The following is a 20,238-nucleotide window of genomic DNA, read 5'->3' as shown; positions in this document are numbered from 1 at the left end:
ATCAGGCGCGCATCGGCTGCGGTCCCTGTTCAGGCAGCAGACCGTGCACGGTATGGCCGGCGAGAAACGCGGTGACGTCCTCGGCCGGCATAGGGCGGCTAAAGTAGTAGCCCTGGACTTCGTCACAGCCCTCGCGGCGAAGAAAGCCCAGTTGATCCTCGTTCTCGACGCCTTCGGCCACCACCTCCAGCGCCATCTGATGTCCTAGCCCGATGATTGCGCTCGTGATTTGCGCATCGCTCCTGCTATCGGGCAGATACCGTATGAACGAGCGGTCGATCTTCACGGTGTCGATCGGGAAGCGGCTCAGGTAGGCGAGCGAGGAGTAGCCGGTGCCGAAATCGTCAATGGCCAGCCGTACCCCGGTTCGCTTCAGGCGCGACAGCCAGCGCGCCGCTTGCTCGGCATCGCGCATGACCATGCTTTCGGTGAGTTCGAGTTCGAGCAGATACCCTGGCAAGCCGGCTTGCTTCAGCGCATCGAGCACGACCTGCCTCAGGTCCTTGTCGGCGAATTGCCTGGCGGAAAGGTTGACCGAGACGCGTATCGGGGCATTGCCGTCGGCAAGCCATTGCGCATTCTGGCGACAGGCCTCACGCAGTACCCACGCGCCAATCTGCACGATCGCCCCGCACTCCTCCGCAACCGGAATGAAGTCCGCGGGCATCACCATGCCGAGCTTCGGATGGTGCCATCGGATCAGCGCTTCGACGCCGGTACAGGCATTGGTGTCCAGCGAGATGCGCGGCTGGTAGTGCAGCACGAACTCATTGTGTTCGAGTGCGCTGCGCAGATGCGATTCCATGTCGATGCGATTCTGCAGGGTCACGCTCATCTCGCGCACATAGTATTGGAAGCCGTTCTTGCCGAGCTGCTTGGCGGCATACATGGCGAGATCGGCATGCTTGAGCAGCGTCTGCGCGTCATTGCCATCTTCGGGAAAGGAGCTGACGCCGATGCTTGCCGTCACCTGCAGCTCCTTGCCGTTGACGACAAAGCCGGATGCGAGCGCGGCCTGGATACGCTTGATGATGCGGTGCAAAAGGGAAAAGTCGTCGATCGGCTCGACCAGTACGACAAACTCGTCGCCACCGAGCCGGGCAATCAGGTTGGCTTCGCCAAGCGTCGCGCTAAAGCGATCTGCCACGGCGCGTAGCAAGACGTCGCCCGCGTTGTGGCCCATTGTGTCGTTGACCCGCTTGAACTGGTCCAGGTCAACAAAGAGGATATCGAGACGATGTTGACGGGAGCGGGAACGAGCGAGGCTGTTCTCGAGATGATTCTTGAACATCAACCTGTTGGGCAGACCAGTGAGCGCATCGTGATTGGCAAAGAAGCGCAGGGTCTCCTCGGCCTGGCGACGCAGCAGGAAGTGGCCAGTGTGACTAGCTATCGCGCTAGCCATGGCAAGCGCATGTGGATCGCGTGGACGCCTGGTGCGCGAATACATCTCCACCAGTCCGATCGTGCTCGTGCCCTTGCGCAGCGGGAAAGCGAATACGGTTCGCACGCTCGCGTCGGCCAGCCAGCGATGCTGGGGCAAGCGCGCGATGGCACCGCCGCCCGCATACCAATGCGGTTCCGTCAGTACGTCTGCCTGATCTGCCTGATCTGCCTGTGGGTCGGCCGGCCGCCGCTCCAGCCAAGGTTCCAGTTCTTGCGCTCTGGCCCGGCAAACCGGCGCAAGCGCCAAGCCACGTCCTGCTTCCGAAGGCCAGAATGCACCGGCCTCCCATTCCATTCCTGCAACCAAGGTACGGATGATTTTTTCCAGGACCTCGGCTTCGCTAGACACGGTGGCGAGATGCAAGGCAATCAGATGCTCCTGTGCGCGAGCCTGCTCGATGAGCTTTCGCTGGGTGATGTCCTGCGCGGTGCCGCGCAGGACGGCGGTGCCCGTTGGTCCATGCGCATGGCCGATCAGGTGAAGCCAACCCATGCGTCCACGTGACGAGCGGTAGGGGCACTCGAGCTCGAAAGCCACGCGCTCCCGCAAGGCGGTTTGCATCCTCTGCCGCAACACGCCGCGAAAGCGAGGATCGGCTGCGCCTAGCAGCATGTCGGGGGTGGGATCCAGCGCCCGCACACCCAGCAGCCGGGCCATCTCGCGGGAAAAATAGGCTACGTTGCGCCCGAGGTCGAGACGCCAATCCCCCAGGTGCGCGATCCGCTGCGCCTGGGCAAGCCCCTCCTGACTCTCGCGCAGGCTGTGCGTCATGCCATCGGCCACTGCCAGGGCTCGCGACCGGGAACTGGATAGCGCGTAGGCCAGCCCGGCCAGCAGTGCGGTAATGATCAGCCCGGCCCCAAGCACCACACTCTTCAGGTAGCGTTGCGGGCCCGCCATGGCCTGGGCGTCGGCGGAGAAGACAATGAGCCAGCGCCGCCCTCCAAACGGCTGTGTCATCTCCTTGCGCTGGAAGGAATGATCGTCCGACACGCTTGCCCGCTGGCGCGCGGAAGGCTCATCGCCGGCGGCGAGCCGTGCGGCGCTGGGCTGGCTAGCCGCCTTGGCAACGGCGGGGGCGGTTGCCGTCATGCCGCCGGCGCTGTCGTACAGCAGAGTCGCCGGGGACGGCGGCACTGGTTCGCCATCGAGTTTCCCTGCGTCGTACAGTTCGAAACGGGTCCCATACATGCGCTCGTTGCCGGCGATCTCCCCAAGCAGCCCGCTGATTCGTATGCCAGCACCAACGGAGCCGATATAGGCACGGCGGCGCTGCTCCAGTGAATCGAGCGGCTGGCCTTTTCTGTAGACCGGAAGGCGCAAGGCAATGCCGACGTGGGGACCTTTGGCCTCGCTGAAGATCAGGCGCCCGCTGCTCACTGCCTGCCCGCTGTCACGGGCTTTTTCGAGGGCGGCCAGGCGCCCCGGATCAGCCCCCATGTCGATGCCGATCGACGGCAGGTTGTTATGGAACGGCTCGACATAAGTCAATACGAAATAGGCTGGCCGCTTCCCTGCAGGGTGGACGGAGAACGCCACGCCGGCCTCGCGCAGCACTGGGTCCTTGCGCTGGCTGGCGACAAAGCTGGCCAGCTCGGAGGCCGGCACATAGGGCGCGTAGTTGAGCGTCTGGAACCCCGGATAGCGTTGTTCCAGGTTGAGGCCATTGACGAAGTCGCGGAATTCCTCGCGCGAAATATCGTCACTAGCGCCGAAGAGCGCCTGCATGGTTACCAGGACGTCGGTGTAAAGCCGGATACGTGTATCGATCTGCTGGACGATATCGTCGGTATCGCTCTTGAATCGCAAGCGCGCATCCCTCTCCAGCAGCTCTGTGTAAAGCGAATGCACGACGATCGTGCTAAGCAGGCCGAGCAGCAGCGCGCCGAGTGTGATGACGGTCGTACTGACGCGTCCGATCGGACGCAGCAATTGCGTCAGTAGCTTGCGCACACGAATCCCCCAGGAACGTGACGTGTGGACTGCAGACCTAAGCGATCAAGCGGCGATGGTGTCAGCCGGCTGCTGCAGGGCCGCCGCCACCGGGGCGCGCGGACTCGCGCAGCGTTCTTTTACCTGTGTCTACAACGTTATCCCAAATTGGAGCGGGGGCAAGGCCGAATGCAATTGCGGATACCCCACTTAAGTGGGGGCGGCGCCCTATGTGCTTAGTCAAGCATGAGGGGCGCAAAGGCTATCGCCGCTCGGCATGGGCAACGGGCGGCGCCAGCAGAGATAATTGGACAGGTTCTTGGTAGTCAGGCCTGTGACACGTGCCATCCAAGCCTTTAGCTGGGCGTCATAGGCGTTGACACTCTCGATGTGGAAGACCCACTGCTTCGCCCGGGTGCCAACCCGGTGATTGAGCGGCTCGTACGCCAACGCCTGGTCCTACGGCAGCGCTCGAAGGTGAGGAGATGGTTCGGGACTTCCGGTCGATGGGCCTGACCCGAACCGTCGCCTGTGCTCGCACAACGCGCGCCTAGGGGGCTCCTATCCTATTGGATTCACCAGCTCCCCGTCAGTCGTCGTCCCCGTGTCGCCCGTGTCCGTGGTGGCCACGCCCGCGCCACCGCCGCTCACCCTGGTCGTCATCGTCATCATCGCGCCCACGCCAGTAGGGCGCATAGACGGGCGCAGGAGCGACAACAACCGGGCGAGGAACATACACGGGACGGGGCGCTACATAAACCGGTTGGGGCGCGACATACACCGGCTGGGGCGCGACATAGACCGGCGCCGGTTCGGCATAGACGACACCGGGAATTCCGATGCCAATGTCGACATTTACACGCGCGTGGGCAACGGGGGCAATTGTGAGAAGTGCGCTACCGAACGCCGCAATCAATACAAGCTGCTTCATTTCTTCCTCAACTCTGGGCGAGCGTAACTGTACTGGTTCGCGGCAGTCATCTTTACGCGATTTCCGTAAGGATTTGTAACCGCAGTGTCGCAAGTGATCTGCAATCGGTACGGCGTGTGGGTCGCTGTCAAGCTGGTTGCCATGGATTTCTCGGGCCACGGCGAAAGCTCGGCGTGCCCCCGCCCCTGAGTCAGCGCTACGATGAAGCCATTGCAGCGTTGCAATCGATGAAGCCGACCCGCGCGCTGCCATCGGTATCAGCATGAGCGGCGAAATCGCAGTGCGCCTTGCCGCTGACCCTAACAAAACGCATCGGGCGACTGGTCCCATTGGTCGGCGCCGCCCACGATTCAGCCGCTTTCGAGGTTCCCTTCTGGCCGGTCTTCACCAAGATACGCCGCACGCCGCAAAGCTGGCGGCGCTCGGTCGTCTTCGATCAGATGTCTAGGCTGAACGGCTAGCGTTTCGGATGTCACGACGGCGTCAAATTCCGCCTTAGTCGTTTTCTCCATGGTGTCCGTGGTGCCTGTGGCCCCAATATCCGTATGGACCATAGTATCCACCAGAGTACCCGCCATCGTATGGCACCACGACACAACCGCCGAGCAGCGTGGATGCGGCAATCAGCAATGCGAGAAAGGCTCTCATGGCACGTCCCTCATCTTGAACAAGCGCGGAGAGGCCAGGCTGGCCTTCCAGCTGACTGGCACTCTCCAAAAGGCTCCTGCACTCGAGCTTCGTCGCGATGGCCAACGCCTTGGCAACGTACCCCCCCGTCCGCTCGATGGGAGCAACTTACTGCTTCTTCGTCTTGTCTACACTGGCGCTGGCTGCAGCCTTCGCGGCGTCGGCCTGAGCCTCCGGTTTCGCAGCATCCGCCTTCGCCTTACCGGCCTCGGTACTGGCGGCCCCCATCTTGCTCGCCTTGTGGTGGGTGCCCTTGGCGACGGACTTATTGGCGCTAACTTTTACGTCAGCCTTTTCCTTGCCAGTGCTGGCTTGAGCCTTTGCAACATCGCCCTGCGCGCTGACCTCCTTCTTGTCCTTGTCGGCTTTTGCCTGCGTGGCTCTCTTTTCCTTGACGACCTTTACCTGGTTTTTCATCGCCCCTGCTTGCGGCTGAGTCGCGGAAGCTGGCACACCAGTCTGAGCGAAAACAGTACCGACGAGGGCTACAGAGGCGAGAGCAGCGAACAGCTTCTTCATGACGTGAACTCCTGAACAATTTTTAGCAGCTCGGCAAGGCGCCGTGCTTACCGGTAAAAACGGGACTGTCCCGAGCTGAGTTGACTCAGAACTCGTGACAATCCGTAAGTTCTGAAACAGGTGAGCTGAAGTCGCGCGCGTGGATGGATGCGCCGCCGCCCTCAGCTTGGTTCTTGGACTATCTGGTGTACTCCGACCCCGGTCCCACGCGAAAGATGCGCGGCTGTGTCGTAGCCCGTCCAATCCCGGTGGACACCAGGCGCCTCCACATCGCGTTACAGAAAGTCACCGCGTTGCAAGTCCGCTAATACATCATTGAACCAAGCCGGCCTAGACTCTCTGTAAGAGGAAACGGAGTAAGCCATGCGAAGGGTCACAGCACTTTTGATACTGGCCGGGATGACCGGACTTGCCTCGAACGTTGCCCAAGCGCGAGTGGACGTAGGGATCGGCATCGGCATCCCATCGCCAGCGTTTATCACCCCGCCGCCTGTCTACTACGAGCCAGCGCCGGTGGTTATCGAGCCTCCGCCCGTGGTAGTTGCCCCGGGCTACTACTACGACGACTGGCGGGCCCGTGCGTGGCGGGAGCGTGCCTGGCGGGAGCAGCGCTGGCGCGAACGCGAATGGCGCGAGCGCCGACGCGAATGGCGACGCGGGCATGACGACTACGATGACTAAGATGACTAAGATGAGTGAGCGCTATGCTGATGAGTAACAGCCGGAACGCCAAGGCGCTCGTCATCGCTCATTGGATTGACAGGTAACGCTATGAGGCCGCGCCGTGCGACCAAGGCAGACCTTCGTGATGTGGAAGCATTGCTTCGGTCGTGCGCGCTGTCCGTTGGCGGAATATATAGCGAAGCGGTGCAATTTCATGTCAGCCGAGACCGGACTGGCCTTCTTGGGTGCGCCGGTATCGAAGAGCTTGGCGGCAAGGTTGGCCTGTTGCAAGGGGTCGCCGTGGCGGAACGGGCAAGGCGTGCAGGCCTGGCCGCTCTTCTGGTTTCCGCACTGGTGGCCGATTTGCGTTTGCGCGGTATCGAATCCCTGGTGGTCAGAACTGAAACTGCCGCGGGCTATTTCTCTCGACTTGGCTTCACGCCAGTCGACCGTGTGGCCATACCCCTGGAATTGCTGGCTTCTCATGAATTCTCCGATACCAGTGCGAGCACTGCGGCACTCATGAGGGTCACACTCTAGCGTCTGCTTCCACAGGTATCGCCAGCTTTCTCTGTGCCCTCGAGCGCTCGCTCATAGCGCAATGGCGACGGCGCGCCGCCCAAGCCAGGTGCCGCGTCGCCGCCTCAGCCGCTTCGACTTGGTGTTTCCGGGTCCTGGAAGGTATCTCGTTGATGCCCAGCGGAAACGTCGGCGTTCGTTCCGGCAACGAATCTGAGCACGTCTGCTTCTTCTACTTCTATTTGGCGCCTCATTCTCGATTCATATCGGAGGCAAACGCCGCAATCAATTCTGAGCGGACTAATGGCCTCCTCCATCGTGCCCGCCGCCATTTCCGCCACGAACCATACCTCGACCGTCTCCATGGCCCATACCTGGAGTGTTGCCAGCACTCATAGCCGGACCACCCCCGACGGCCATACCCGGACCGCCACCGTGGCCCATACCTCGGCCGTTGCCAGGACTCATAGCCGGACCACCGCCGTGGGCCATACCCGGACTGCCACCGTGGCCCATACCTCGACCGTTGACAGGACTCATAGTCGGACCACCGCCGAGGGCCGCCGTACCCGGACTACCGGCGTGGACCATACCCGGACCGCCGCCATGGACCATGCCCTGGCCACCGCCAGCGCCTGTAGCCTGGCCATTTCCACTGACCATTCCCGGACCGCTGCGATGGACGCTACCCTGACCGCTACCAGTCCCAATACCGGGACCACCGCCCGGGCTCATACCCTGACCGGCGCCATGGTCCATACCTTGAGCACGGTCATGGAATCCGTGATGAAATCGGTGGTGCCGGCCTTGATGGAAGCTCTCGAAGAAGACGGAGCCAAACACTGGAAAGCCGCCATAATAATATCCAGAATAATAGGGGTATTCGTAGTCCGAGTATCCATAATACGGATAATCATGATAGGGGTACCCATAAGCGTAATTATCGCTGATAGGCCCTGAATAGTATCCGGCGGTGTAGGTATCGTCGTAGTAGGCCGCGGTTGGAACTTCGCTGCATCCTGATAGGAAAAACAATGCCGAAGCAGCCATCGCGGCAGCGCGAATCGTGCTCATGGCTTACCCCCTGCCACATCAAATTAATCACGTCGCAAATGTTGCTGATGCTGTACACATTAAATAGGCTCCGACAGGCAGCACTGTGTCCGGCATCACAACTCAGCCCCCCCGTGGTACTGCGCTCACGCCATTCAGCCTGCCATAAGCTAAGAAAGCGTGCAGTTTGGGCTCGTGGCAAATGCTCCCCTGGCAATCTCGGCTTTTCGCGTCCAGATCCATGGCCGAGCGATTGAGCCGGCTTAGCCACTTTCGGTCTAATTTGGGTGGACAGCCTTCTGATTAAGTTTATGCGCTCCAGTGCAGCTACGCGCTTCTTTGCGAAATTTCGACGACGCAAATCTGGATGGCGCAGCATTGAGGGTCGCATGGACATTGAGGCGAGCTCGCAAGTTCGCACGGCGGTGTTCCCTCGGAGTGGTCCGGCATGACTTCGCGAACGCCCTCCACCCTCAGTAGAGCCGTTTCGACCCTGCGTGACTCGGTCGGGCAGCACATATCCGGGACCGACAACAGTGTCGACCGGCTGCTGACCGTAGCTGAGCCGGACTCCGACCCGGATGCGCTGCACCCACATCCTGAAGATGCGCAGGCTTCACTCATTGACCACTCCTGCGGCCGCTGGCTGCAGTCTCACAATCGATTACAAGCTGATCGCGTGTTCGGTGATAGGCTCACCTCCATGACGGCCGACGATGCCGCATGGCCATCGCGCTGCCAAGTGAAGAAGAAGACAAACATATGCCTTCAGTATTACTAGAGCGTGCCGCAGGCTTCTCTGAGCCTAAGGAAACGCAAGTTGGAGTCACTTCATCATGATGACCGAGATTCACCTACGTTCGGCCTCTCACTTAGACTTGCAGGAAATCGTTGCTTTGCTTGAGCGCTGCAGGCTACCTGCAACGGATGTTGTCGAAATCATCGAAGCCTTCCACGTTGCCCTGTGTGATGGCCACATCGTTGGCTGCGCAGCGGCAGAGCGCCATGGAGAGTCCATCCTCATCCGCTCGGTAGCGGTTGAGCCTGAATACCGCGAGAGGGGCATCGCCAGCCGACTGGTTGAGGCGCTCTTGATGAGAGCTCGCGGCACCGAGGCGCGAGACGCTTATCTCCTCTCTACTGTAGCCCCAGCCTATTTCGCGCGCTGGGGGTTCTCCCTTATCCCTGCCGAAGAGGCACCAGCGGAAGTCACGGCTTCAAGAGCATTTCAGCGGGCCGTGCAAGCAGCTGCACTCTGCATGCGATGCGAGTTCCATTAGTGCTGGCGCTGTTCTGGCGCGGGCGACGCGGTCACCTGACTGGCACGGCAGCCCACGGGCGAAGACCGCCGACGACTACGACGCGCTGCTTCCCTGGAAGATACCGGCCGATCTCCGCTGATCACGAATCACGCCGCCTGTTACGCCAGCCACACCGTACCGGATAATCTGCCTGAGACGCTGGCCGTCATTTAAGCGTATAGGTCAACGTCCCATATCCCAGTTGATCGAAGCCGCCGCTGTTGGGGCCATAGTCGCCACCGCCGCCTTCCGGCGCGACCTTGCGGGCAAAAGCCTCGACGTCCGGCGCGGAGAGCCCTTTGAGCACAACGTAGTGGTTGTAGACGAGTGCCCAGATCGGACGCCCGTCGCCGCGCGAATTCGGCGAGATGACGGGCTGCGTGACGTCGCTGTTCGTGTATTGCGTGTAAGGCACGTCCTTCCCGAGGTTGTATCGGGCGGCGTATTCCGCTGCGCGCAGGAACCGGTTGTCGTCATATCCGTAAAGATCGTCCCCCTGGCTCCAGGCCATCTGGCAGAATGCCCCGAGCAGCGCGATATCGAGCATGGTGTGCCCCTGGTCGCGCCCGCTTTCCTGCACCTGACCCAGCCCATCCGGATACAGCTTCCACACCACGTGTTCGATTGAACCGTTGCCGGCGCCATGCCTGAAATAGTCGACCGCTTGGGCATAGATGTCGTGACGGTCGGTCAGGACGCCGATTGCCAGCATGGATGCCATGTTTGCGAGATCCCAGTTGGCCCAGTAGTGGTCGATCTTTGCGCCGTTGTGCCGCGCCAGGAAATCGTTGTTCATGGGATAGAACACGCCTAGCATCATCGACTGGAAGCGCCGGAAATCGTCGGCGCGCCACAGTGGGGACGTGCGCAGGATTTCGCCGGCGTTCGCCAGCTGGTAGCCGTAAATACCGGAAGCCAGGAACTTGTCGGAACTGCCACCGATCATCGTCAGCGTGCGCGACCACGCATTCAGGACTTCTATGGCGTGTTGCGCGTAGGTGTCGTCGCCGGTGATCTTCCACCGAAGTGCAAGCGCGTAGGCCGCAGCGGCATCGTTGAAGAGCGTGGCGTAATTCTCTGCGTGGTCGGGGTTGCGTCCGCGATAGATGGCCGGCTGCGGATTCGGCTTCCAGTCGAGCGACGCATGCCGGTTGGCAACCAGGCGTTGCCAGCCGTCGAGCCACGGTTGCCGCCGCGCGCCGACGTTCTCGCGCATGCGCGTGAAATCGCTCTCCGTATGCAGCAGGCCGGGGTGAACAAAAGGTGCGCCGGGCGCAGGCTTCGGCTGCGCGCCGCTGTGTGACTGATATGAACCGGTCACGTCGGTATGGTGCTGCGTCGCGGCGATGCACCCGCCAAGCATCATGATGCAAAGAACGGGAATCGTGGCTGCTGCTCGCAAGGACAGACGAAATGCCATATGGCTCCGATAATGGTTGCGCCGGTCTTGCTGAGAAAGAACCAGTATGGATTCGAACAGGAGCCCGCGTACGATGAACGGGACGCCGGGAGAAAGCCGCTTTGCCACGTATGAACGGTCCTCGCGACGCTACGGTTGACAGTAAGCATGCCGTAAAGAATCATCCGTCGTCCCGTGAAGAATCATTCCGATTCCGCGCATACCGATCTAACAGGCGTCGCTTACGGACCGCATACGTCTATACGCATAGATTCGGCTTACGTAGTGGGAAAAGCCCAGGCACGCTCGCAGCCTCCTTGAGATCCGTGCACCCTGCCCTTGGGAGTTTGTCGGCTTAGGTTAGCCAGCCCGGCACGAGAAGGTGGGGCCCGGGAGGCTGGTCAATGCCTGAGCGCGCTCCTACTGAATCTTGATACTCGCCTGGCTCACCACCGCTCGCCACTTCACGAGTTCGGCCGCCAGGTGCGCCGACAGTTGCTGCGGCGTGCCGCCCAACGGCGTTGCCCCCATCTCAGTGAACTTGCGGATCACCTCCGGGTCGCGCAGCACTTCGTTCAGTGCCGCATTCATGCGCATCACGATGGGTTCTGGCGTGTTGCGGGGAGCGAGCATTGCGAACCAGGTCGAAGACATCAGATTGGGGTGGCCCAGCTCGGCGGCGGTCGGCACGTCAGGCAAGGCGAGCGAACGCTGATTCGACATGACGGCAAGCGCACGCACCTTACCGCTCTTGACCTGCCCGAGGATGCCGGGCACTAGTTGGAACATGGCCTGGATATCGTCCGCGAGGAGATTGGTGGTAGCCTGACCCGGCGAACTGTACGGCACGTGTATCAGGCGGGTGCCGGTCTCACGCATGAAGAGTTCGCCGGCCACGTGCATGGAACTGCCATTGCCCGTGGAGCCGTAATTCAGCTTGTCGGGGTTGGCCTTGGCAAACGCAATGAACTCGGACAGGTTCTTGACCGGCAGGCTCTTGTTGACCACCAGGATATTGGGGACATCGGCCACCAGCGCGACCGGTGTGAAGCTCTTTTGCGAATCGAACGGCAGCTTGGCATACAAGCTGGGATTTACCGCCAGCGTGCCTGCCCACGAAAACAGGAACTTGTACCCATCCGGTACGGCCCCGGCGGCCATCCCGACACCGATATTGCCGTTGGCACCGCCACGGCTCTCAATGATGACTGTGGCGTGGAGTTGCTTGTGCAATTGCTCGGCTAGCACACGTGCCAGGGTGTCAGCCGTTCCGCCACCGCCCGGCGCGGGCACGATGATCTGCATGGGCTTGGACGGGTCGGGCCAGTCCGCCGCCACGGCGGACGACTGCAGGCATGGAACCAGGGCCGCCGCAGCGGCCAGGCAGGCCAGGATGTGACGCATGTTGTCTCCTTGATCTTTGTAAGCGGCAATTCGGCGCCGCCCTGTTCTTGGTGGGTGCCGGCTCGCGGCGGCGTCAAGCATACAAGGCTTGCTCCTGCGGCGCTCTCGCGGCCCGGACCACGGCGCGTATCGCCGTGTCCGACGTCGCAACTGGCAAAACGCAGCCCGGACCCACCATCAGGCGGCGGCCGTCCGTCTGCGCTATGGCGTTGCGCACCTCATCCGCAATATCCTGCTCGCTTCCGTGAAGCAAGGTGTCGTGCTCGTTCAACCCACCCACCAGCAGGCGCGTGAAGCGCGCCGCCGCCGCCTCTAGCCCTGGCTGGGTCAGGCGGTCGTGCCAATTGAACATGTCGACCGGATACGTCGCCAGGAGATCGAACATGATGTCGTCGCCGTGCGCGTGCAACATGTTGAGTTGTGCGTGGCCACGCAGCGCAGCGAGCACCTCCAGATCGTAGCGGCGCCCGAATCGCTCATACTCTTGGGTCGTCAGCATGCGGCTCGACGCCAGTTGCGTTGCGAAGAACACGCCGTGCGCGCCGGCCTCCAGCGAGTCCAACGCGAACTGAATCGTGGTGTCCGTGATTACCCGCAGCGCCGCCTCAAGCGCATCCGGCTCGCAGCGCAGGTCAGCAAATAGCCTGTCCGTACTCAACTTGCGCGCCGTGGTTAGTGGGCTGAACACGGTTTGCAGAATGGGTACCGCGCCGCGCAAGGACCGCGCCGCTGCGCGTAGCGCCTCGTTCTGGCGGCCATAGGAGCCCTGTTTTACATCCAACGGCCGGATTCGAAGCCAATCCTCCGTTGTTCGCACCGGTGGCGCCACCACCGCGCGCGCGCCGTTGGCACTGCCCTGGTATGCCGTGACAGCGCCCCAGTCTTCGACGCCGTATGTGCCCGGTGGCATGAATTTGACCAGGTCAAAATCCCATTTCCGCTGCCACTCCAGGGTGTGCCGCACAAGTTTGTCCACGTCCAGGTCGTCCTCCGGAAAGTGGCGCCACAACGCAACGGGAGTACGGTCGGTGGCGTCGCCCAACAGGGCGGCTTCAATGCGCTGCCAATGATTCATGGTCTGCATGTCTTTGCTCGCTTCGATGTTTGCGCAATCCAGCGGATTCAGGCGGCCAGCGCGAGGACTCGGTTTACGCCGGTGGCCACGCGCGCGGCCTCCACGCCGTACACGTGGACGGAGATAGCCGTTTCGCCGCCAGCGTTGCCCAGCCGATGGACCTGGTCCAGGCCGTCCGTCCCGCTGCTGCCCGCGCCGACGGCGCGCGGCTGCCAGTGAAGTGGCGTGGCGCGCAGGCTATGGCGGTCGCAGGTGTAGTAGTGCTCTTGCAGTTCTCCCTGAACCACCGTCAGCGCACACCAGGTGTGGTGCGCGTGCACCGGGCTGAACTGCCCGGCCTGCCACACCAGCGCCACGACCGTGTAGCGTCCCTGTGGGTCGGCCTGCAACACGTGGCGCGCATAGCGCTGCGGGTCCGGCTGGCGCTGTGCCGGCGTTAGCCAGTTACCGTCGGCGAAAGATGCCTGCAAGGCGTGTTGCACCGCGCCGGGCAAACGATCCGGCGGCAATGCCATTGCGGCGTCGATCCCGCGGGTCAACGCGGCCAGATTGTCGGTTTCCAGAGTCAAGCACATAGGGGTTTTTCCCAGTAACAGTTCGTTTTTCACAAAATCTATGACACAAGGCATTGCAGGCGCTTAGTCTTTCATTTGATGAAATGCAGAACAAACGAGATGTTTGGAAAACAGCTTTTGTAGAATACGAAACCTTATGCACTACAGCCTGATAGACCTGAAACTGTTCGTGGCAGTGGCCGATGCAGGCAACGTGTCGCGAGGCGGCGCCACCTGCTTCCTGGCGCCCTCGTCGGCCAGCCTGCGCATCAAGCAGTTGGAGCAAGCGCTGGGCACCCGGCTGTTCGTGCGGGAGGCACGCGGCGTTTCGCTGACACGCGCTGGCCAGGTCATGCTGGAGCACTGCCGCCGCTGCCTTGCAGAGCTGGAGCAGATGCACGCCAACCTGGCTCCCTATGCCGAAGGTGTCCGGGCGCAGGTCACGATCTTTGCTAACAGCAGCGCGATCGCTTCGTTCTTGCCGGGGGATCTGCAGACGTTCCTGCGCGACTACCCGGAAGTGCGCATCTCCCTGGACGAGCGTCTCAGCCACAACATCGTGGCCGCCGTGGCCGAAGGGCGCGCCGACGTCGGCGTGGTCACATGGGATGACGAGCATCCCGAACTTGTGTTCCTGCCCTACCGTCAGGATGAAGTCGTCATGGTGGTACCCGAGGGTGATCCGCTGGCCGCGCGCCAGTCGGTAGCATTCCTGGACTGCCTGAGCCGCCCCTTCGTCAGCCTGCAGAGCGGGGCTGCCATTCATACCTTCATGGTGGGCAAGGCCGCAGCCCTGGGACATCACATGGACGTACGCATCCAGGTGTCCGGCTTCGCAGCGGTGGTGGCAATGGTGCGCTCGGGCGCGGGGGTCGGCATGGTGCCGCGCTCGGTGTTGCAGTCGATCAACTGCGACGGCGTGCGGGTGTTGACGCTGTGCGAGAAGTGGGCGGTGCGGCCACTGAAGCTATGCACGCGGCGAGATGCGGCCGCATCCGCAGTTTATGTGAGTGCCCTGCTGCGGCAGTTGGGCCAGCAGGCTGACGCGCCGGCGGGGTAAGCTCGCTGCCGCGCAGCATCTTCGGCAACTTCGGCGTGCGATGGAACGGGTAGCCACCGGCTCCGCGCGCTCAAGTCGAGTTCGGTCCCGGCTTATTCCGCGCTGGCCGCCATCAAGCGATGGGGCATGCTCATCAGCACATCAGGCACGCGTACACACGGTTGCCGACCTGTCGATACGGTGGGTCCATACAGCATCATCGCGGCGCGCCCAAAAACAGAACCGCGCCAGACTTCGAATGGCCCGCATAAGGCCAGCTGCGAGTCGTCTGTTAGTCCAATGAGCGCTCATGGCCGAACTCCGCCGTCGGCTCATCGTTCGAGGACCGACTGCGGTCATCGGCGGCTGCCGACCCATTGCTGCCGGTCATGTCGCTACGGGCTGAACGATAGGTATTGACGTGAAACGATCATCCCAGACGCACCCTTTACCAATCATTGGCTCTCGCTGCCGATGGCTGATACCTACCCTCCGATATCACCGGCAATGCACCTGATGCCCCGTATCTGAAGCTACTTCGGTCATAATTTAACGGTCCCGGCACCGGATCCCTGCGATCGGCATTGGCCGCAGTTGCCTTGCGTTGTAGCCGCCTTACACCTGGAAACTCATCTCGCCGACGCAATCAACATAGACAAACGGCTCCGTGAACAAACATCTAGCTCACCTGATTCGTGATTACCAGGCGAAGGTACATGAGGCCCTAGTACTCATGCAGCGGTCCGGTATCCGCATGCCGAATTCAAACCGGCGGTGGATTGAAGCCGACATTCCACTAAATGGCCTACTTGATGGCGATATTGCGTACGTAAAGCATGGTGCCGGATGCACGGTCTATCTCCCTGATGGAGAGGTCGATTTTGATTTCGGAAATCTTGGAGAGATCAATGGATTTGACCTGTGGCGCCTGTCTCTCTTTGCTAGCGAAAAGTTATCGACATACGGATTCGAGAGCCAGAATGCTCTTGAGATGTGCTTCGAGACGGCAGTCTCTGAAGGGCATCTGGTTCGCTCAGATGATTCTCTTTTCTACGTCGCACACCTTGCACGTGCACTGGCTGTTGACGTTGACAGCAGATTGCCTGACGACAATCTCCCTCCTCGCAATCTGGACATCGTGCTGGTACTTCATAGCCATTATTTTCAGGCTGCTGAGTTGATGCTCGAGAACTACGATAATCTGTACCTGAAATGGAAAAATGACAACTCATTAAGTCACAGAAATGTTGTTGATCTGCGAATCTATATGTCCTCCTGGCTAGGTTTTCTTGCGGTGACATGTGAAGGTTTCGAGGACCTCGGAATGCACGTTTTCCTGCAGAATAGTCGCCCAGCAGCCTTTGAGGAATTGATTCCGAAAAGCGATGCCATAGGGAAAATGATTAAACGGCACCGCCATCCGCTTCGGGAGCTCCGAAACAAAACGTTTCATCTACGGGAAAATCCGGAGGCAATCCGACGATTCTTCGATCCCGATGAAAACAGGCTTCCGTGGGCTCGTGAATTGCACGATGCGCTTACAGATTTTTTCTCTGCTTATCGCGTCACGTGTGAAGTCCATTACGCGCTCAACGGACGACGGGGTGAGCTGCGCGTCACACGAGAACCGCCTCAACGATGGTGAGCTACCAGCCCAGCCAAACGGTTGAAGCTCCGGGGATTTGGTGGCCCATCTCGTCGAGGAGGATCGTCATCAAGACGATCGACTGTTAAAGCTTCGCGTATCCGAAAAGCGGACATCAGCGACAGGCCGCTTTTGGCCGAACTGAGACATCACCTCAGTTCTACCGCTACCGGCGCCAGGCCCGACCGCGCCCGGTGACTCGTCCTGCCCGCGCCCCCGGAAATCGGCGAGAACCCAAGAAACGTTCTTCGCCGAATCACGAGGTGGGAGAGCCGAGCGGGGCCGGGTAACGGTGTAGTTCAGGGATCGGCCCAACGGCTGGCATCCTCGCCCATCCGGCACTAGCAGCCACCATGGTCCTTGCGACCTCCGGACGTAATAGCGTAGGTGCCTCCACGGGGACCGGTGTAGTGGTGCCCTTGATGCCGAGCGGACAGGTGGGGATGCACATTCCAATGTCCGCGCGTTCATGTCTGTGTCGCTGTCCGCGGGCCGCTGCCAAGAACCGTGTTATGCCTCGCGCAATTGAAATCGTGCCACTGTTCGCGCGAGCTCCCGTGCCTGATCATTGAGCATCGATGATGCTGCCGCAGACTCCTCCACCAGCGCGGCGTTCTGTTGCGTGGCTTGATCCATTTCTGACACGCTCTGGTCGAGCTGTCCAATACCTGTGTTCTGCTCGCTCACCGCACCGTGTATCTCGGTAATGATGCGTCGAACGTGCTCGATGTCCTTGACAATTTCAGTCATGGTCGAGCCCGCTGCCTGGACCCGCTCGGTGCCGCTGCTTACGCTGGCTACGGAGCTTTCGATTAGCCCCTTGATCTCCTGGGCGGCCGTGGCACTGCGCTGAGCCAGGGTCCGCACCTCGCCAGCCACCACGGCAAAGCCGCGGCCCTGTTCCCCGGCACGCGCCGCCTCGACTGCCGCGTTAAGCGCGAGGATATTGGTCTGGAAGGCGATGCTGTCGATCACGCCTATGATTTCCGTGATCCGCCCCGACGATTTGGCGATCTCGTCCATGATGCGCACAGCGCCAGAGACAACTTCGCCGCCGCGCGCCGCGGTGGCGCTGGCATCAGTCGCCAACTGCGTTGCCTGCTCGGCCGCTTCCGCAGTCTGCTTGACACTCGATGCCAATTGGGTCAAGGCTGCCGAGGTCTCCTGCAGATTGCTGGCCGAGGCTTCCGTGCGGTGGGATAGGTCGCGATTACCTGCCTCGATCTCGCCAGTTGCCGAGGTCATACCCTGCACACTGGCACGCACGTCGATCAACACGGCGCCGATCTTCTCTACGAAGGCGTTGAACGACGCGGATATCTGTGCCACCTCATCATTGCCCACGACATCCAGCCGGCGGGTCAAGTCACCCCCGCCAGTCCCGATGGTATCCATCGCGTCACGTACGCTAGAGAGCCTGCGGAGCGCTTTTGCGGTAAAGAAGGTGGCAATGCCGAGCGCAGCCAGGGTAAGCAGGACCAAGGCTATGCCCATGGCGCTTACGACGTGGCGCAGGCCTACGGTGGCTTCGGCCTTATCGAGCGCGATCACCAGATACCAATCGGTGCCGGCGACAGCCTGGGCCTTCAGCAGCTTCGGCACGCCCTGGATTTCCACTTCTAGCGGCGCACTAGCCCGAACCAGGTTCTCGAGCGTGGCCGGCGTCAGTGCAGCTGTCACTTCGCTGACCGGCTTTAGCATCTGATTCGCATCGGCGTGGGCGATTACCTGGCCATCCCTGGCTACAACGAAGGCCAAGCTCGAAGGCGTTGGATGTATCGCCTTCACGACTTCTCGCACGCCGTCCAGAGGCACTGCGCCGCTGACGGCGCCGATTGCCGCGCCGTCACGGATGAGTGGCGCCGCAAAGGACACGTACGGCACTCGCGTCGAGACATCTCCATACGGCTTGGTCACAGTCGGCTTGCCCGCGGCCAGCGCCGCTTTGTACCAAGGGCGCGCGGTAGGGTCGTAGTCCTTCGGCGTCGTGCTGCTGCTCGAGTAGTATGACTTGTCGTTCCACCCGATGGTGGTCACGGGAAAGCCGTTGGCATCACCCATGAACTTGACCAAGCCAGCGGGGTCGCCTTTCTCCACGACCTCCGCTGCAGTCTTGACGGCCAAAGCCTTGGCGGCGACCCATTGTTCGATCGCCAGCGTGTTGCCACTGGCGATGGCGCTAAGGTCGCTCTCCATTGTTGCCGTCATATTTGCATGGACGATGCCATAGGTGGCGGCACCCGAGAGTGCGAGAGCGCCAACAACCGTGGCGGACATGATCAGAGCGATGCGGGTGCGGAGCGAGGATGCGGTCATACCGAAGAGAGTGAAGTTACCTGGGTGAGTCGGTCTGAGTGCGGCATTGTCGCGGTGCCTGAGACCACGGCATCGGCCGGCCTTAGGCACCACAGAGCTAACTACGGCAACCGAGTGGGTAACTTAAGGCCGGCGGCAAGAACCGGCGCGAGTGCCCTGCGCTGGGTCCGAGGGTGGGGTGGAACCTGTTCCTCGCTCGGGTAGAGCGATGGGCGGCCGGGGACTGACGGTACCCTGGTAGACATGAGAGGGCATGCGGGCTGGCAGGTCTTGGCGTGTTCAACCATACTGGCCCAAGGTTCCGTCTCCCCTCTTACAAGCGCAAACGCTTCAGTGCTGAGTACGATACCGAGGCATTAGAGGGTCCCAAGCAATAAAGCCCCAAGAGCCTTATGGTGCAAGGCTCTTGGGGCGATTTACGGTTTCGGGCTTTGTTGCGCTGGCGCGATGACCTTTATTGTTTCCTAACAACTCACCGGCCGCTGAAATCCCGCGCTTACCCCAGGTACTTGAACAGATTCATCCCCTGGATCTGCATGAACGACTGCTGCGCCGCCTGCAACGAAGTCTGGCGCTGGTAGTACTCGGTCATGGCCGAGTAGTAATCCAGGTCCTGCAAGCCCGACAGCGTCTGGCTGTAATTCAACCCGCGGTTGGTGCCGATAGTGTCGAGCGCATCGAGCTCATTCATGCGCGAGCCGACCGAGGTCTGCACCGTGCTGACGTTGTCCAGCGAGTTGGCCATCTGGCGGTTCGCCGTGGACAGCGCGTTGGCCAGCGTGGCGCGGTCGGTGTCGGTGACGATCGGTTGCTTCAGGGCATTGATGACGCTTTGCAGGTTGGCAAAGATGTCGGTGCCGGCTTGCTTCGCGGGTTGCAGGTTGACGACATCGCCATCCTTGGGCGTGCCCTTGATCGACAGCGAGAGCCCGCCGACCGAGATGCCGGCGCCGTCCACATAGTCCACCGGGGCGCCAACGGCGGCCGGCGGCGCGGCGCTCTGGTCCATTACCTGGTACTGCATCTTGCCGGTGACGGCATTGGTGGCGAAATTGAGCGAGAGGCTGTGGCCATACAAGGCGTTGGTCGGATCCGTCACCGAGATCGCGCTGAACTCGCCGGTGCCCGTATTGGTGGTGGGCGAGGAGGCAACGTAGGTGGCGGTGGACTGCACGCTCATGAAGATCGCGTTGCCGTTGTCGTTGGTGGGCATCTGGCGGGCAACGTCGACCTGCAGCAGTTGCTGGCCGGTATCGCCGCCATAGACCACCGCGCCGCTGCCGTTCTTCGCGAACGGCGGCGTGGACGACTGATAGCCCGCGAACAGGAACTGGCCGTTACCGTCGTCGGCGTTGGACAGGCCTAGCAGCTGGTTGTATGAGTCCTGCAGCGACGAGGCGACCGAGGCGCGGTCGGCAGCGCTCATGGTGCCGTTACCGGCTTGCACCACCAGCGTCTGGATGTTCTGGACGGTGGTGACGACGCTGTTGAGCGAGCTCAGCTCCATGGACAGGTTGGTGTTGGCCTGTTTGCGGGACGTGGCGTACTGGTCGTTGACCGCGCTGGATTGTGAGACCACCAACGCCCGGGTCGCGCCCACCGGGTCGTCGGACGGGGTCAGGATACGGCGGCCGGTGCCGAGCTGTTGCTGCACATGCAGCAACGAGCCTTGCTGGCTGTTCATCGAGGCCAGGCCGAGCTGGTAGAGCGTGGAGCTTGCAACGCGCATGTCTGTTCCTTTAGGAAATCCGGGT

16 protein-coding genes are annotated in these 20,238 nt (G+C 61.4%); 7 read left to right on the top strand and 9 right to left on the bottom strand.

Annotation, left to right across the window (positions count from 1 at the left end; genetic code table 11):
• Nucleotide 1 precedes the first annotated feature (1 nt).
• The 3 genes from ACX12D_RS31750 to ACX12D_RS31740 all read right to left on the bottom strand — a co-directional run bounded on the left by ACX12D_RS31750 (nucleotide 2) and on the right by ACX12D_RS31740 (nucleotide 5,516).
• Nucleotides 2-3,400 carry a bifunctional diguanylate cyclase/phosphodiesterase gene (locus ACX12D_RS31750; RefSeq protein ID WP_459374956.1) on the bottom strand — a complete coding sequence of 1,133 codons (3,399 nt, stop codon included), beginning with the start codon at nucleotides 3,398-3,400 and terminating at the stop codon, nucleotides 2-4.
• A 568-nt stretch (nucleotides 3,401-3,968) separates the two neighbouring features.
• On the bottom strand, nucleotides 3,969-4,310 hold the full coding sequence (locus tag ACX12D_RS31745; RefSeq protein WP_459374955.1) for a hypothetical protein: 342 nt from the start codon (nucleotides 4,308-4,310) through the stop codon (nucleotides 3,969-3,971).
• Nucleotides 4,311-5,105: 795 nt separating this feature from the next.
• Nucleotides 5,106-5,516 carry a hypothetical protein gene (locus ACX12D_RS31740; RefSeq protein WP_459374953.1) on the bottom strand — a complete coding sequence of 137 codons (411 nt, stop codon included), beginning with the start codon at nucleotides 5,514-5,516 and terminating at the stop codon, nucleotides 5,106-5,108.
• 363 nt (nucleotides 5,517-5,879) lie between these two features.
• On the opposite strand from ACX12D_RS31740, the gene ACX12D_RS31735 reads away from it, so the two are divergent.
• The 5 genes from ACX12D_RS31735 (at nucleotide 5,880) to ACX12D_RS31715 (ending at nucleotide 9,031) form a co-directional block, all read left to right on the top strand.
• Entirely contained in the window at nucleotides 5,880-6,197 is a 318-nt protein-coding gene (locus tag ACX12D_RS31735) for a hypothetical protein (RefSeq protein WP_459374952.1), read from the top strand.
• A gap of 90 nt (nucleotides 6,198-6,287) precedes the next feature.
• Nucleotides 6,288-6,719 (top strand): GNAT family N-acetyltransferase, encoded by a 432-nt coding sequence (locus ACX12D_RS31730; RefSeq protein WP_459374951.1) that lies wholly within the window; start codon nucleotides 6,288-6,290, stop codon nucleotides 6,717-6,719.
• Between the two features lie 585 nt (nucleotides 6,720-7,304).
• On the top strand, nucleotides 7,305-7,658 hold the full coding sequence (locus ACX12D_RS31725) for a hypothetical protein (RefSeq protein WP_459374950.1): 354 nt from the start codon (nucleotides 7,305-7,307) through the stop codon (nucleotides 7,656-7,658).
• Between the two features lie 541 nt (nucleotides 7,659-8,199).
• Nucleotides 8,200-8,532, top strand: a complete 333-nt coding sequence (locus ACX12D_RS31720; protein ID WP_459374949.1) for a hypothetical protein — start codon at nucleotides 8,200-8,202, stop codon at nucleotides 8,530-8,532.
• 55 nt (nucleotides 8,533-8,587) lie between these two features.
• Nucleotides 8,588-9,031, top strand: a complete 444-nt coding sequence (locus ACX12D_RS31715; RefSeq protein WP_459374948.1) for a GNAT family N-acetyltransferase — start codon at nucleotides 8,588-8,590, stop codon at nucleotides 9,029-9,031.
• Between the two features lie 187 nt (nucleotides 9,032-9,218).
• Here ACX12D_RS31715 and ACX12D_RS31710 read toward each other — a convergent pair whose 3' ends face one another.
• The 4 genes from ACX12D_RS31710 to ACX12D_RS31695 form a co-directional block, all read right to left on the bottom strand.
• Nucleotides 9,219-10,472 (bottom strand): alginate lyase family protein, encoded by a 1,254-nt coding sequence (locus ACX12D_RS31710; protein ID WP_459374947.1) that lies wholly within the window; start codon nucleotides 10,470-10,472, stop codon nucleotides 9,219-9,221.
• A 399-nt stretch (nucleotides 10,473-10,871) separates the two neighbouring features.
• On the bottom strand, nucleotides 10,872-11,855 hold the full coding sequence (locus tag ACX12D_RS31705; protein WP_459374946.1) for a Bug family tripartite tricarboxylate transporter substrate binding protein: 984 nt from the start codon (nucleotides 11,853-11,855) through the stop codon (nucleotides 10,872-10,874).
• Nucleotides 11,856-11,928: 73 nt separating this feature from the next.
• Nucleotides 11,929-12,939, bottom strand: coding sequence for a uroporphyrinogen decarboxylase family protein (locus ACX12D_RS31700; RefSeq protein ID WP_459374945.1), 1,011 nt, complete (start codon nucleotides 12,937-12,939; stop codon nucleotides 11,929-11,931).
• Nucleotides 12,940-12,977: 38 nt separating this feature from the next.
• Nucleotides 12,978-13,505, bottom strand: a complete 528-nt coding sequence (locus ACX12D_RS31695; protein WP_459374944.1) for a cysteine dioxygenase family protein — start codon at nucleotides 13,503-13,505, stop codon at nucleotides 12,978-12,980.
• Nucleotides 13,506-13,641: 136 nt separating this feature from the next.
• On the opposite strand from ACX12D_RS31695, the gene ACX12D_RS31690 reads away from it, so the two are divergent.
• Nucleotides 13,642-14,544, top strand: coding sequence for a LysR family transcriptional regulator (locus ACX12D_RS31690; protein WP_459374943.1), 903 nt, complete (start codon nucleotides 13,642-13,644; stop codon nucleotides 14,542-14,544).
• A 646-nt stretch (nucleotides 14,545-15,190) separates the two neighbouring features.
• Complete coding sequence (locus ACX12D_RS31685) at nucleotides 15,191-16,168, top strand: DUF6896 domain-containing protein (protein ID WP_459374942.1); 978 nt, start codon at nucleotides 15,191-15,193, stop codon at nucleotides 16,166-16,168.
• Between the two features lie 510 nt (nucleotides 16,169-16,678).
• On the opposite strand, the gene ACX12D_RS31680 is transcribed toward ACX12D_RS31685, so the two are convergent.
• Together ACX12D_RS31680 and flgL are read right to left on the bottom strand one after the other, a co-directional pair.
• Complete coding sequence (locus ACX12D_RS31680) at nucleotides 16,679-18,484, bottom strand: methyl-accepting chemotaxis protein (RefSeq protein WP_459374941.1); 1,806 nt, start codon at nucleotides 18,482-18,484, stop codon at nucleotides 16,679-16,681.
• Nucleotides 18,485-18,980: 496 nt separating this feature from the next.
• Nucleotides 18,981-20,213: a flagellar hook-associated protein FlgL gene (gene flgL, locus ACX12D_RS31675; protein ID WP_459374939.1), complete on the bottom strand. Its 1,233-nt coding sequence runs from the start codon at nucleotides 20,211-20,213 to the stop codon at nucleotides 18,981-18,983.
• Between the last annotated feature and the right edge of the window lie 25 nt (nucleotides 20,214-20,238).

This window comes from Cupriavidus sp. PET2-C1 (assembly GCF_054515855.1).
The sequence above is the reverse complement of the archived record's forward strand: the minus strand, read 5'-3'. Positions and strand labels throughout refer to the sequence as shown.

Bases quoted from the DNA above. Each gene is read 5' to 3' on its own strand.
- ACX12D_RS31680 (WP_459374941.1), bottom strand. From the start codon at position 18,484: ATGACCGCATCCTCGCTCCGCACCCGCATCGCTCTGATCATGTCCGCC.
- ACX12D_RS31715 (WP_459374948.1), top strand. From the start codon at position 8,588: ATGATGACCGAGATTCACCTACGTTCGGCCTCTCACTTAGACTTGCAG.
- ACX12D_RS31735 (WP_459374952.1), top strand. From the start codon at position 5,880: ATGCGAAGGGTCACAGCACTTTTGATACTGGCCGGGATGACCGGACTT.
- ACX12D_RS31690 (WP_459374943.1), top strand. From the start codon at position 13,642: ATGCACTACAGCCTGATAGACCTGAAACTGTTCGTGGCAGTGGCCGAT.
- ACX12D_RS31705 (WP_459374946.1), bottom strand. From the start codon at position 11,855: ATGCGTCACATCCTGGCCTGCCTGGCCGCTGCGGCGGCCCTGGTTCCA.
- ACX12D_RS31740 (WP_459374953.1), bottom strand. From the start codon at position 5,516: ATGAAGAAGCTGTTCGCTGCTCTCGCCTCTGTAGCCCTCGTCGGTACT.
- ACX12D_RS31745 (WP_459374955.1), bottom strand. From the start codon at position 4,310: ATGAAGCAGCTTGTATTGATTGCGGCGTTCGGTAGCGCACTTCTCACA.
- ACX12D_RS31730 (WP_459374951.1), top strand. From the start codon at position 6,288: ATGAGGCCGCGCCGTGCGACCAAGGCAGACCTTCGTGATGTGGAAGCA.
- ACX12D_RS31725 (WP_459374950.1), top strand. From the start codon at position 7,305: ATGGACCATGCCCTGGCCACCGCCAGCGCCTGTAGCCTGGCCATTTCC.
- ACX12D_RS31695 (WP_459374944.1), bottom strand. From the start codon at position 13,505: ATGTGCTTGACTCTGGAAACCGACAATCTGGCCGCGTTGACCCGCGGG.
- ACX12D_RS31710 (WP_459374947.1), bottom strand. From the start codon at position 10,472: ATGGCATTTCGTCTGTCCTTGCGAGCAGCAGCCACGATTCCCGTTCTT.
- ACX12D_RS31720 (WP_459374949.1), top strand. From the start codon at position 8,200: ATGACTTCGCGAACGCCCTCCACCCTCAGTAGAGCCGTTTCGACCCTG.
- flgL (WP_459374939.1), bottom strand. From the start codon at position 20,213: ATGCGCGTTGCAAGCTCCACGCTCTACCAGCTCGGCCTGGCCTCGATG.
- ACX12D_RS31700 (WP_459374945.1), bottom strand. From the start codon at position 12,939: ATGCAGACCATGAATCATTGGCAGCGCATTGAAGCCGCCCTGTTGGGC.